Raw genomic sequence first — 13,939 nt, 5'->3', positions numbered from 1 at the left:
ATGAATAAAATTCTATACATAACCTATTTTTTGCTGTTCCTGCTCTGTACAGGTCAACGGCTGAAAGCACAGGAAACTAATGGTACCCTGAGCGGGAAAATTACCGGCGATAAAAACGAACCGCTCATCGGCGTAACCGTAGTAGCCATACATGAGCCTTCCGGAACAAAGTATGGCATTGCTACCGGTACCGATGGCCGCTACTATCTGCCCGGTATGCGCATTGGCGGCCCCTATACGGTAACCGTTACCATGATGGGGATGCAACCGCAAAAACGGGAGCAACTCAATATCCGCCTGGGAGAGCCCATACAACTGAATTTCGTATTGACGGTAGCCGGGAAGGAATTATCCGCTGTAACGGTGAAGGGTACAAAAAAAGGCGCCGCGGCAAATACTTATGGCGCAGGACAAAATATCAGCCGCACCCAGCTCGCCAATATGCCCACCATCTCCCGCAGTTTGCAGGATATGACTAAAATGGTGCCCCAGGCCACGAAAGACAATTCCTTTGCCGGTACCAACTTCCGCTATAACAACGTGACCATCGATGGCGCTATCAACAACGACGCCATCGGCTTCAGCCCCTCTATGGGCGGTATCACCGGTTCTTCCGGCATGCCCGGCTCCAGTACACGTACCAACGCCGTATCGCTCGATGCGATTGAAGATATGCAGGTATACCTGGCGCCCTACGATGTAAAGATCGGTAACTTCACCGGCGGTAGTATCAACGCGGTTACCCGCAGCGGTAGCAACGCCGTAACCGGCTCGGTATATGGATTTGGTCGCAATGCCAGCCTTACCGGCAAAAGCCCGCTGGGTAAGATGAACAGCGACTTCCAAGACTACCAGGCAGGCGCCAGGGTAGGCTTTCCCATCATCAAAAACAAGTTGTTTTTCTTTACCAACGAGGAAATCACTTCGCGGCAAGACCCGGTACAGTTACTCGTAGGTCAACCAGAAACGGCAAACATCCTGAGCGTAAAAGATGCGGAGGATATCCGTCAAAGTACGCTCGACCGCTATGGCAAAAGCTTCGACCCCGGTACCGCCGGCAACTACACCGCCTATTCCCGCTCGCAGAAATTCTTTAACCGTGTAGACTGGAATATTAACGACAAGCACCAGTTGTCGCTGCGCAACAATACCATTACATCCAGGGCCATCAACATGGACCGCGATCAGCAAGACTTCCGCTTTACCAGTATGGCCTACCAGCAGGTGAATAACCAAACGTCTACCGTGATGGAATTGAAGTCCAGGTTTAATGCGCACTGGTCCAATAGTTTTATCGTAGGATATAGCCTGGTGCACGACAAACGTAACCCGGAATCAGATCCTACCTTGCCACAAGTGCAGATTGCAGGCCGTACGCCTGGTACCACCATCTATTTAGGTACCGACCGCGAGGCCAGTATCTTCGATATGAAGCAGCGTACGGTAGAGATCTCCAATAACCTCACCTGGCGTAAAGGTAAACACACGGTGTTGTTGGGTACCCACAATGAATTATACCGGATTAACTACGGCTTTGTGAATGCCTGGAACGGCCGCGTGGACTACCTCAGCATTGAAGACTACCTCGCTAACAACCCTTACCGGGTAAGGGGTAGCTACAATTACACCAACAACAGCCGCGAATATATACTGGCGCATCCGGAAGCAAGATTTTCTGTGAATATGCATAGCGTGTACGCTCAGGACGAAATCCAGGTAAACGATAAACTGAAAGTGATCCCGGGGCTGAGAGCAGACTACACCTGGCTGCCGCAAAAGCCTTTGCTGAGCGAAAAAACACAAACCGCCTATACAGATAATTTCTTTGGTAACACTTACACCTATACGCCGTTGAACCGTATCAACAACAGCTATTTAGGTAAAGTACAGCTGTCGCCCCGCCTGGGCTTCCGCTTCGACTGGAAAGGTGATCAGCGCCTGATCCTCCGTGGTGGTACCGGTTTATTTACCGGCCGTATTCCTTTCGCCTGGATTGCATACGCTTATTACAACAACGGTGTGAATTACGGTTCGTTCGATCAGAAGGCCGATACCAAGGTGTTTGTTCCCGGTAGCGACCCGCTGAAACCCAACCCCAATGGCATCGCACAATTTATTGAGCAGAATGGCGCCTTAATGAATAATGCCAATGCAGGTAAAACACAGGTAGATGTGCTGGACAATAAGTTTGTAATGCCGCAGGTATGGCGTAGTAGTGTTGGCCTGGATTATACCAGCCTGGCAGGATTTAAATATACGGTGGAAGCCATGTATACCAAAACGCTGAAAGATGTATTGTTCCAGCAGGTAAATATCAAAGATGATCCTAAATATTATCCATACGATAAAGACCGTCAACAACCGATATATAGTGGTACCGTTGATCCCCGGTTTTCCAATGCCTATGAGCTAAGCAATACGGGCAAGGGCTACCGCTATAGCTTTACCGGTAGCGTAAGCCGTAGTTTCCCTTCCGGCGTACAGGCGTCACTGGCTTATACTTACGGTGGATCTAAAGATGTGTCTAATGGTATACGCAACTCTATGGAAAGCAACTGGCAGCTGAACCAGGCATTGAATCCTAATAACCCTGGACTGGCATGGTCTAACTTTGATATCCGTCATCGTATAGTGGGCAACGTTACCTATAATAAAGCATGGAATAGCAGCTGGATCAGCACCCTGACCTTATTTGCGAGCGCGCAATCCGGTAGCCCGTTTTCCTATGGTATTGTGAATAACAGTATACAGGGGTTACCACAGCAGGTAAGCCTGGTGTATATTCCTCAAGTGGAAGAAGCGGTCAATTTCTTCCGGGATAAAGGTATTTCCGCGCAGGAACAGGCCAATGCCTTTAATGCGTATATCGACAGCGACAAATACCTGCGCAGCCGCCGCGGTCAGTTCACCGAACGTAATGCCGGCCGCACCCCCTGGAATATACAAGCTGATCTGCACTTTGCACAGGAATATCATTTCGGAGGAAAGCAATACCTGACATTTACCATCGATGTGGTCAATCTCACACACCTGGTAAACAGTGAGTGGGGCCTGTCTTATTTTTCTCCCAATACCTTTAACTCTACCGCCAGTACCGGGTTAACGCCGGTATTTCCTGCCAGTCAAAATACTGGTGGATACCCCGTGTATACCTTCCAGCACCCGGGCAAACCTTATTCCATTGACTTCCTCAACTCCCGGGCGCAGGTACAGCTGGGAATGCGGTATTCTTTTTAATCATGGTTAATATACAAGTAATGAAAAAATATGTATCCCTGCTGCTCATCATCGGTATCGTGATGACTGCCTGCAGGAAGGACCGGAACGCTACCAATGTAGCCGTGAATGTAAAAGATTTCTGGCCCAACAGCGGGAATGCAGGTACCATCGTTACCCTGCAGGGACAAGGGCTTACCAAAGATGTAACCGTACGTTTTAACGGTACAGAAGCCAAAGTAGTGGATGCGCGCGACTCGGTGATGACTGTGCTGGCACCGGCCACCGGTACTTCCGGCGCGCTGAGCGTACAATCGGGCGACCGCAAACAGGAATTGGGTGCTTATACTTACCAGGCACTGAGCTTGCATCGCATTAGCCCGGCTAACGGCGCCGCAGGCACGAACGTAAGTATTTATGGAGCAGGTTTCAGCAGCCTGACCGCCCCGGCTAAGGTAACCGTAAATGGAAAAGATGCTATTATCACCGGCGCTACAGATACCCTGTTGGTGGCCACCGTGCCGGAAGGCGCCGGCACCGGTAAGATAGCTGTCACCGTTGATGGTAAACAGGTAACAGGACCCGATTTCATATTCCAGCATATCAGCGCTATCAAGCCATTGAAGGGAGGCGTCGGCACAGAAGTAACTATTACCGGGGAAGGATTTAACACCGGCGCCGGCAACGAGGTTACTTTCAATGGTGCGGCCGCCAAAGTACTCAATGCTGCCGCAGGCAAGCTGGTAGTGGTAGCACCGGAAGGCGTGGCTACCGGGCCTGTAGCGGTAACGATCAACGGGCAGAAAACGGTGGGCAACGTATTTACTGTTGTTCCTAAACCGCTGATCAGCACCGTGGCGCCATTGAGTGCGCCAGCGGGCATACCGGTAACTATTTCCGGTAACTACTTCAGTACATTAACAGACGAGGTAACCGTATCATTCAATGGTATCCCCGCCGTGGTAACCAGTACCAGTGATAAGCAAATAAGCGTGAAAGTGCCGGTAGGCGCAGGCTCTGGTAAAATGCAGGTACGCGTAAACGGGCAATTGTCTGATGGCCCGCTCTTTAAAGAACAGGCATTGGGCATTACGCAGCTATTACCCAACAACGGCCTGGCGGGCACCGAAGTAATTGTAAAAGGTATAGGCTTTAGCACCAATGCTACCGATAATACAGTTGCCTTTAACGGTATAACCGTTCCCGTGATAGCGGCTACCGACACCACGTTACGTGTAATCGCTCCCGTTGGGCTGAACACCGGCGCGGTAACCGTAAAGGTAGGGACGCTGGATGCCACGGGGCCTCAGTTCAGCAGGGCAGGAGTGGTAACCCTGGCTGGCGGCCCATCTCTCAACCTCTTTACCTTCCCTACAGGTATAGCGGTAAATAGCAAAGGAACTGTTTTTGTATCGGACGGAAATGTGATTAAAAAGGTGGCGGCTGATGGAACGGTGAGCATCTTTGTTGGCCGGGCGGATGGTAGTGCCGGTAATGTAAATGGCACTGGTACAAATGCGGCGTTTAGCTATGTAACCAGCCTGGTGGTGGATGCAAAGGATAACCTTTATGCGATCGACCAGTTTAATAGCCAGGTGCGTAAAATCACCCCTGCAGGCGACGTAACCACTTTTACCAAAACAGCGTTTACGCCCACAGGTATCGGCATGAGCAAATCAGGTACTATTTACCTGGGGGCGCAATATGGCGGCGTGAAAATGGTAGATGGTTTCGGTAATATCACCCCGTTAGGTGGCTATGAATCACCCGGAATGGCGATCGCAGTAAATGATGCTGGCACGGTATTCTTTGCCGGTGGCTGGGATTACCCGGTAATATTCAGTATTGCGGGAGGTGTGAAAACAACCTATGCGGGTACCCAATTCGGTACTGCCGACGGACCGCTGCGCAGCGCTGCTTTCTCTAACCCTATCGGTATCGTCAGGGATGCCAATACAGGACTCATGTATGTGGCCGATAACTATGCGATCCGCATGTTGACCGACGACCAGGTGATCCGGGTAGCTGGTTGGAAAGGAGGCACGCAGTTAGTAACAGGATTTGATGATGGACCGTTGAGTGCAGCTACTTTCTCTGATATTACAGCTATTTGTACCGACGCAGCAGGTAACGTGTATGTGGCAGAGCGGGGAAATAAAGCCGTGAGGAAGATATTCTTCAAATAAACAGGGCACTATAAAAATGAAGAATGGCAGACGTAGAAACGTCTGCCATTGTCTTTTTATGAGGATGTTAAGGAAAACTACTAGTATCCTTCGTTTTGTTTCATATTAGGATTACGATCCACTTCTGCAAAAGGCAGGGGGAAGATGGTATACTTACCATTCCAGGCCTGGGCAGCTAAACCTGCGTGTGCAGGAATGTCGCGGTGCGTTCTCTGGAAGTCAAATACACCCTGTCCTTCAAAAGCCAGTTCGATACGGCGTTCTGTGAGGATGTTGGTGATCAGGTCAGCAGCGGTAGCTGGCGCCAGCGGAGTAGCAGATGCTCTTACTCTCACCTGGTTCAGCAGCTTGATCGCTTCCGGATCGGCCGCTGCAGTATTCAAACGCGCTAATGCTTCTGCTTTGATCAGCATCACTTCCGCCAGGCGCAGTACCGGTACCCATGCATCGAATGCAGAGGTGCCGAAGAACTTTGCTGTATAGAAAGTAGTATCTTTTTTATCTGAGCTTAGCACGATATTGTAAAGTGATTTACCTCTCAGGTCTGTCTTTACATCGAAATTAGGCAGGCCGAGATAGTCTCTGCTGATAGAAATATCTGCTCTTCCCTTGGCGCCGTAGTGTTGTCCCAGGGCGTTGTTGGTATTAGGGTTGTCGGCGCTGTTCATCGCCACAGAGAAGATCCTTTCTTTGGAAGTCTGGTAGTTGGCCGAAGCAAATACAGTCACCGGGTTTTCCAATGCATAACCTGCAGACGATAACAGTACGCTGTCTGCCAGGTCTCTTGCTTTGGCCCAGTTACCCTGGTATAAATAGATACGGGCCAGCAGAGCTTGTGCAGCGCCTTTGGTAGCCCTGGCATGATCATAGAATCCGTCGCCGGTTTTGACAGGAAGTACATTAGCAGCTTCTGTCAGCTCCTTGATCATGTTGTCATATATTTCCTTCACGGAATTACGTGGTACCTTGTTTTTAGGATCCAATGCTTCTGCACCATCCTTCGGGGCGGTGAGGATCAACGGTACACCCGGTTGTGATGCATCGCTGGAGAAGGTATAGGTTTGTGCATAGATATTTACCAGGTAGAAGTAAGCCAGTGAACGGATAAACTTGGATTCTGCATAGTATTGTGCTGCGTTTTCCGGGCTTACCTTGCTTTCATTTTCTTTTAATTTCTGTGAGAAGAAATTGGTTTCGTTGATGGTTCTGTAACCACCGGACCAGCAGTTGAAAGCAGTGGTGCTGTTAGACAGCATATCGAAGGTTGCCACGTTGGGGAAATAGGAAGCTTTGTTTGCATCCAGCCCGCGCTGATCCACATAGATCAATACACGGCCCCCGAAAAATTCCAGGTTTTGCAGGGCATCATACATCCCAACAGCCGATTTCGCAATTCTTTCCGGGGTGCTGAAAGCTGCATTCGGATCCAGTTTGGCGTAAGGCGACTGGTCATTTACTTTGGAACAGGAAAAAACTACCGTGGAGGCCAGTGCTACGGCTCCGATAGACAGCTTTTTTGTAAAGTTTGATTTATTCTTATGAGTCATAACATTTTTTTTTAATCACTAACAATTAGAAGCCAACATTTAAACCAAGGGTAAATATCCTGGGCAATGGCACTGCTCTGGCATCCACGCCATAGTTGATGTTGCTGTCGCGGTTGGTGTTTACTTCCGGATCGGTGCCTTTATATTTTGTGATCACGAACGCATTCTGTACCAGTCCATATACACGGAGACTGTTAACACCCAGTTTTTGCTTGATACCAGGGAAAGTATATCCCAGGCTGATTTCGCGGGCTCTCAGAAAATCACCTTTTTCCAGCCACCGGGTAGATGCCTGTGTGATAACGGTGTTGCCCAGAAACAGTTTAGGTACATCAGTGTTTTTGTTGTCGGGTGTCCACCTGTCTTTGATCTCTTCCATGTTGTTGGTAAAGAGGTTGCTCATACCACCCGCTCTGGCAGCGTTGTACAGGTAGTTGCCACCGCTGTATTGCAGGAAGATGCTTAGGTCTATGCCCTTGTAGCTAAAGGTATTGTTCAACCCACCGTAGAAGGTAGGGTAACCGGATTTGTCCATGTACTGGGCATCATTGGAAGTGATGGGATTCATCGGTTTGCTACCATCAGGAGTAGTCCACCTGTTGGCTACGCCAGGACCAGGATTGTACATTACCAGTTCGTTGTTGGCATTGTAGTACATCGGGAATCCATTTTCAGGATTTACACCACCCCATTTAATCAGGCGGAATACACCCAATGGTCTGCCCACGCTGGCCCTGTTATTACCCCTGGTAATGTCAGTTCCATCTGCTGTGTGCGTAACGACGTTCTTGATAAACGTAATGTTGAAGCTGGTATTCCAACTGAAATCTTTGGTGTGGATGTTACTGGTATTGATGGTTAACTCCTGGCCTGTGTTTCTCATCGAACCGATGTTGGTGGTCAGGATAGATCCTGGTGTATTGTTAATATGATCCCATGGTGTACCAACGGTAGCCAGGATAGGAGCATCCAGGATCAGGTTATCAATATTATTCCGGAAGTAGTCAAAAGTAACGGTAATCCTGTTTTTCAGGAAGCTGGCGTCCAGTCCAAAGTCCAGGTTTTTAGAAGTTTCCCATTTCAGGTTGGGGTCACCCACCTGGTACAGGGAGAAGCCGTTGGCATCAGCATAGTTACCGCCGCCATACAGGGTTCTATAAGCATAGGCCTTGATGTTGGAATTACCTACCATGCCATAGCTGGCGCGGAGCTTCAGGTCGTTTACAAAACTGATATTGCCCTTGAAGAAATTTTCTTCAGATATTCTCCATCCGGCAGATACACCCGGGAAATAACCCCGGCGGTTGTTGATACCGAAATCTGAGTAGGCATCTGCTCTCAGGGTCGCATCAACGTAATATTTGGAACCGTAGTTATAACCGATTTTACCGAAGTAAGAATCGAATGCATTTGATCTATTATCACCACCGGTATAGCTGTTATCGGTACCGGCATACAGACCATCGTATATTTCCTTAAAGTAAGAATCTGCCAGGTTAGCCTGCCCGGTATATAATTGCCGGGTTTGCGCATATTGAGATTCTATACCTACGGTAGCATTGATAAAATGCACTTTATTAAAACTCTTCGTATAGGTGGCGTAGTTAGTCCAGCTCCACTGGTTTTGCCTGAGCAGGTTTTCCTGTACCAGGCCATTCAGGTTAAAACCGTTGCCAGACAGTAATGGACCGCTGTATTGATCTTCAAAGTTCTGGATGAAATCAACACCAAAGCGGGAAGTGATTTTTAAGCCGGCGATAGGTTCAACTTCTACATACGCAGAAGATAAAAGACGGGTAGAGGTATTATCATTTCTACCCATTGTTAACCCTGCGAGCGGGTGGAAGAAGCGGCTGGCGCGGGTGGCGGCGCTGATAGTGTTATTACCATCGCCTAGGTCTCCGTTCACAGTCGTTTTGATATACAGGTCGCCGTTTTTATCATATACCGGTACGTTAGGCATAGCGCCGTAAGCAGAAACTGTAGCCCCTGCCAGGTAAGTATCGGACAGCACCCCGTTGTTCAGTGCTTTGGATGCATAGAGGGATACGCCTGATTTCAACCATGTTTTAGGTGTAACGTCGAGGTTTACACGCATACCACCCCTGCGCATGCGGTTGCTAAGGATGATACCCTGCTGATCAGAATATTCACCGGAAGCATAAAATTTAGCTTTCTCTGTGCCACCGCTCAGGGATAACTGGTGGCTGTGTATAACGCCTGTACGGAATACTTCTTTTAACCAGTCAGTGCGATCTGGTTTACCATCGCCATTTACATCAATATCTTTGGCAATAATAGGCGCTGTTTGTCCGGCTGGTGTTGCGTTGGCCGCTTTCTCATTTTGTATGACGTTGAAATCGTCGCCATTCAGCAATTTAGGCAGTTTACCTGCTTTGCTCCAGCCTACATAACCATTGTAGTTCACAGAAACAACACCTGCTTTACCTCTTTTGGTGGTGATGATGATCACGCCGGCAGCTGCCCTGGAACCATATAAAGCGGTAGCGGCTGCATCTTTCAGTACGTCTACTGATGCAATGTCGTTCGGGTTGATGTCGGACAGCGGGTTGTAACGGGTACCGTTACCACTGTTGAAGGTGTTTAAGTTGGTATTGATGTTCATGGGTATACCATCCACTACGATCAATGGCTGGCTGCTGTTGCTGATAGAACTCACCCCCCGGATACGGATGTTAACCACATCGCCCAGTACGCCAGAACCGGTGCTGATGCTCACCCCGGCAGCACGGCCGGTTAAAGCCTGGTCGAAGCTGGTGGTAGGGCGTTCGTTAATGAGTGTGCCCGATACGGCAGTTACAGAAGAAGTAACATCCTTTCTTTTTAATTCACCGTAACCGGTTACCAGCACTTCATTCAATATTTTGTTGCTGCCCGCCAACGTTACATTCACCTTGGAGCGGCTGCCAATTTTTTCTTCCTTTGTTTCATAGCCTACAAAGGAAAATACCAGGCTGCCGGCGCCATCTGCCTGGATAGAAAACTTACCATCAGGTCCAGATACTACACCTGTTTTAGATCCCTTGATCAATACAGATACGCCGGGAAGCACCTGTCCATCTGCGGCATCGGTTACCCTGCCTGTAATCGTTCGAGTTTGGGCAAAAGCATGCACCATACCAATGGCCAGTAAGAGCCACAGTAGTAAACCTTTTTTCATACGGTTTAGATTGGGTTTATATGATTGAAAAAAAACTTTCCGGCTTATCAGTTGAAAGGATAGGAATCCTGACAATATGATAAATCCATGATCATAAAGCAAATATTTAACGTGAATGCCGGCGCGAAAACGTATGAGGAAGACTGAGTCACCAGGGTGACAAACATGAATAATGATGTTGCTACATTACATTATATGCATAGGCTTTCCTGTTGCGGGCTGGGCCGGTTGTAAACAATAGTAAAAACACACACTACAGCTAGTAGTATCAGATTTTGTTATGCCATTTCCTTTTTTATGATTTCAGATTTCGGACATTTATTCTCTAAGCAAAAACTAATTAACAGTACGTTGTTGATAGGTTCTCCTGACCTTGTTAAAGGTTTCCATTCAATAACAATGCAAGGATGATCTCATTAGCGTGTTAAAAATATGTTGTTTTTTTAATAAAAAAAATTTTCTGACGTTTGTTTTATTGCAGTATATAGTTACTCACTTCCAACAGGTTTCCATCCGGATCGCGGAAATAAACAGAACGGATTTTTCCGGTAGCGCCCGTACGTTCTACAATTCCTCCTTCAAGCACCGGTATATTATTATCTTGTAGCTCCTGTAATACATTTTCTACCGGTGTAGACGCGATGAAGCAAAGATCAGCAGCGCCCATTGTAGGGAAAGTGGCCATGGGCGTAATCTCCCGGCCCTTCTCATGGAGATTTATTTTTTGCTGGCCAAAGCGCAATGCTTTACGGTTGTCGCCAAAGGTGATGATCTGCATGCCTAATATTTTCGCGTAGAAATCACAGGTAGCAGATAAACTTTTTACCGTGATGACCAGGTGATCCAGGTGCGTAATTATCATGTGCGTAAATTTGAAAAGTGGATATTATCTTTGGAGTAGCTCCTTCCTGCAAATATAAATTGGTTTTTGGGGAAAGGGGATCGATTAAAAGGCGCCTATCGCGCCAACAGTGAACTAATTGAAAAAGACGTTATGAAGAAAGTTTATTTACTCACAGCGTGGCTGTTTGTCGGCTATTTACTCACTGTCCGGGCCCAGCTGAAAAAATCACCCAACATCATCTTTTTCCTGGTAGACGACATGGGATGGCAGGATACTTCTGTCCCTTTCTGGGACAGTATTACTCCCGCCAACCGTAAATTTCATACACCTAATATGGGACGGCTTTGCCGGGTGGGCACTAAGTTTACCAATGCCTATGCACATTCAGTTTGCACGCCTTCCCGGGTAAGCCTGATGACCGGCATGAACGTGGCCCGGCACCGCGTGAGTAACTGGACCTCCTTAAAGAATAAGGCAGTAGATGGAGCCGATAGCCTGCTCACCATTCCCGACTGGAATGTAAATGGGATATCACCCTTACCAGGACAGGAAAGAAGCGTATATGCCACCCCGCTACCCGAGTTGCTGAAGCAGCATGGATACTATACCATTCAATGTGGAAAAGCGCATTTCGGTGCGTATCAGACGGTGGGCGCCGATCCGCTCAACCTGGGATTTGTGAAAAACATAGGCGGCAGCGCCGGAGGGCATCCCGCCTCTTACCTGGCGGAAGATGATTTTGGCCGGGTGCCGGGTAAATTCATTCTCCAGGCCGAAATGCCGGGGCTCGACAAATACCGTAAGCATCATTCCTTCCTCACGGAAGACCTGACCCAGGAAGCCATACTGGCTATGGATACGGCGCAGATGAAGCAACAACCCTTCTTCCTGTATATGGCGCATTACGCCGTGCACCTGCCTTATAATGCCGACGATCGCTTTATTCAACGCTACCTGGACATGGGATTGCCCAAACCGGAAGCCGCGTACGCGGCCCTGGTGGAGGGTATGGACCAGAGTTTGGGTGAGCTGATGGATTACCTGGAACAACATCGTCTCAAGGACAATACCATCATTGTATTCATGTCCGACAATGGGGGCTTTTCCCACGCTCCCCGCCAGGGAGCCCCTAATACGCAGAACTACCCGCTGCGGGGCGGTAAAGGCTCCCTGTACGAAGGCGGCGTAAGGGAACCGATGATCGTGCGCTGGAATGGCGTTACCACACCCGGGTCTATAAATAGCCAGTATATGATCATGGAAGATTTCTATCCTACTATCCTGGAATGGGCCGGTATCAAATCGTATAAAACCGTGCAAACCATTGATGGACGCAGTATCGTACCATTCCTCAAAAATCCCGCGTTGCGGGATACTACCCGGGCACTGGTATGGAACTTCCCCAACGACTGGACCGGCGGCGCGCTGGGCGACGATAATGCCTGGTTAACCGCCATCCGGCAGGGTAAATGGAAACTGGTGTATCGCGAAAAACAGCAACGTTTGGAGTTGTATAACCTGGAAGAAGATATCCATGAAGCGCATAATGTAGCTGCGGAATATCCTCATAAAACCCGGGAACTGGCTGTACTGCTAACCCAACAGCTGAAGCAGCGCAAGGGGCAAATGCCGCTGTATAAGGCTACCGGCAAGCCGGTGCCTTACCCGGATACGTTGGTATCGACGCATTAAGTGAACAACAAAAAAAGTTGCAGTCGTTTTCGGCTGCAACTTTTTGGTATATAGTAAAGCGGAAGGATTATTTCAGGTCAACCGGCACCAGTACCAGCGGTGTTGGTAAACAGGAAGCTCCCGGAGGGGAGTAGGTGAAATGTACTTTCTGAACGCCACCGCCGGCGGGAGGCGTAAATACCTGGATGAGGATGGCTTCGGGCGCTTTGGTGGTTACCAATTGGTTGCTGGGCAATTGTATCACGCCTTCTTTAAATTTGCCGCCACTTACTACCATGGTGTTGGCCATACCGCCACACCATTGGCCATTGTCGCCCCGTGGGTTCCAGGTCATGAGCGCCAGTGCTTTCCCATCGGTGCTTTTCCATGACAGCTCTATATTGTAGAAGATGCCGTAGTTACCGTCCAGGCTTTTCAGTTCGCCGGTAGTGGCTTCTTTTCCGATTACCCAGGGATCTTTTTCGCCGTCGGCTACCAGTACTTGTGTCAGACCATTTTTGGTGTCGAGCGTATCTTTTACGATGATGCGATAGTTGCTGATGCCGTAGGTACCGCGGCCGGCGCCTGCATATTGTTTGGTGGCAAGGGCATTTTTTACACGGGCAGCAGCTACGGTAGCCGGCGTTTTCAGGTCGGTTTGTACGATGCTGATTTCACCGGGCTGGTCAATCACAAATTCATAGAAGCCGTGCACTAGTTCATCATACTTTACCACTGCCTTATCCTGTTTAGGATCCAGGCAGATGGAGGCGCCGGGCTTTACTTCACGGGCTACAGTTTCCGGCTGCGATTGAAAGAAGTCGGCCAGTCCCTGTTTGCCTGCAAAGAAGTAATTCGTGGTCGGCTTCTGGGAGGAATATTTCAGCATGCGGATATGCATGGGTTGGCTGCCGGTATTTTTAATCACGGCGGCTATTTTACGATCCATTTTTTCCGGTTCCTGCACGCCGTTTACGTTGTACAGGTATAATCTTACCGATCCGGGTTGCACGGGTTCTCTCAGGGCCACGCCTTCGGGTACACGAATATATTCCGGGTCATCTGAGATCAGGAACTGGGGGCCAGGTAATACAATTTTCTGGTAGGGGAGTGCCGGTATCTGTTCACTGAGTAAGCCGGGTACCTGCATGGTATGCCCCTGCGGCGTATTTTTAATGACATTGTTCAAAGCGGCAGTCACCTGCTGCGCGTGTGCCAGGTAGCCGGTTACCAGGGCACAACTCAATAACAAAGCTTTTTTTCCGGTGGTTGATATACTCGTCTTTAACATGCG

7 protein-coding genes are annotated in these 13,939 nt (G+C 48.9%); 3 read left to right on the top strand and 4 right to left on the bottom strand.

Going from position 1 to position 13,939, the window contains the following annotated elements:
- Positions 1-3,237 carry a carboxypeptidase regulatory-like domain-containing protein gene (locus HGH91_RS22485; protein WP_168741050.1) on the top strand — a complete coding sequence of 1,079 codons (3,237 nt, stop codon included), beginning with the start codon at positions 1-3 and terminating at the stop codon, positions 3,235-3,237.
- 20 nt (positions 3,238-3,257) lie between these two features.
- On the top strand, positions 3,258-5,402 hold the full coding sequence (locus tag HGH91_RS22480; RefSeq protein ID WP_168741049.1) for an IPT/TIG domain-containing protein: 2,145 nt from the start codon (positions 3,258-3,260) through the stop codon (positions 5,400-5,402).
- Between the two features lie 80 nt (positions 5,403-5,482).
- Here the strand turns inward: HGH91_RS22480 and HGH91_RS22475 are convergent, their stop codons facing one another.
- The 3 genes from HGH91_RS22475 to HGH91_RS22465 form a co-directional block, all read right to left on the bottom strand.
- Entirely contained in the window at positions 5,483-6,949 is a 1,467-nt protein-coding gene (locus HGH91_RS22475) for a RagB/SusD family nutrient uptake outer membrane protein (RefSeq protein WP_168741048.1), read from the bottom strand.
- Positions 6,950-6,974: 25 nt separating this feature from the next.
- Entirely contained in the window at positions 6,975-10,130 is a 3,156-nt protein-coding gene (locus tag HGH91_RS22470; RefSeq protein ID WP_168741047.1) for a SusC/RagA family TonB-linked outer membrane protein, read from the bottom strand.
- Positions 10,131-10,602: 472 nt separating this feature from the next.
- The gene (locus tag HGH91_RS22465) at positions 10,603-10,992 is read right to left on the bottom strand and encodes a VOC family protein (protein ID WP_168741046.1); all 390 of its coding nucleotides are present in this window, start codon (positions 10,990-10,992) and stop codon (positions 10,603-10,605) included.
- Positions 10,993-11,124: 132 nt separating this feature from the next.
- Here HGH91_RS22465 and HGH91_RS22460 point away from each other — a divergent pair, with 132 nt between their 5' ends.
- The gene (locus HGH91_RS22460) at positions 11,125-12,666 is read left to right on the top strand and encodes a sulfatase (RefSeq protein WP_168741045.1); all 1,542 of its coding nucleotides are present in this window, start codon (positions 11,125-11,127) and stop codon (positions 12,664-12,666) included.
- A gap of 67 nt (positions 12,667-12,733) precedes the next feature.
- Here HGH91_RS22460 and HGH91_RS22455 read toward each other — a convergent pair whose 3' ends face one another.
- Positions 12,734-13,936, bottom strand: coding sequence for a copper amine oxidase (locus tag HGH91_RS22455; protein ID WP_168741044.1), 1,203 nt, complete (start codon positions 13,934-13,936; stop codon positions 12,734-12,736).
- Positions 13,937-13,939: the final 3 nt, after the last annotated feature.

Source organism: Chitinophaga eiseniae, assembly GCF_012641265.1.
GTDB lineage: Bacteria > Bacteroidota > Bacteroidia > Chitinophagales > Chitinophagaceae > Chitinophaga > Chitinophaga eiseniae_A.
This window is presented reverse-complemented; position numbering and strand designations above follow the sequence as displayed.

Bases quoted from the DNA above. Each gene is read 5' to 3' on its own strand.
- HGH91_RS22485 (WP_168741050.1), top strand. From the start codon at position 1: ATGAATAAAATTCTATACATAACCTATTTTTTGCTGTTCCTGCTCTGT.
- HGH91_RS22480 (WP_168741049.1), top strand. From the start codon at position 3,258: ATGAAAAAATATGTATCCCTGCTGCTCATCATCGGTATCGTGATGACT.
- HGH91_RS22475 (WP_168741048.1), bottom strand. From the start codon at position 6,949: ATGACTCATAAGAATAAATCAAACTTTACAAAAAAGCTGTCTATCGGA.
- HGH91_RS22470 (WP_168741047.1), bottom strand. From the start codon at position 10,130: ATGAAAAAAGGTTTACTACTGTGGCTCTTACTGGCCATTGGTATGGTG.
- HGH91_RS22465 (WP_168741046.1), bottom strand. From the start codon at position 10,992: ATGATAATTACGCACCTGGATCACCTGGTCATCACGGTAAAAAGTTTA.
- HGH91_RS22460 (WP_168741045.1), top strand. From the start codon at position 11,125: ATGAAGAAAGTTTATTTACTCACAGCGTGGCTGTTTGTCGGCTATTTA.
- HGH91_RS22455 (WP_168741044.1), bottom strand. From the start codon at position 13,936: ATGTTAAAGACGAGTATATCAACCACCGGAAAAAAAGCTTTGTTATTG.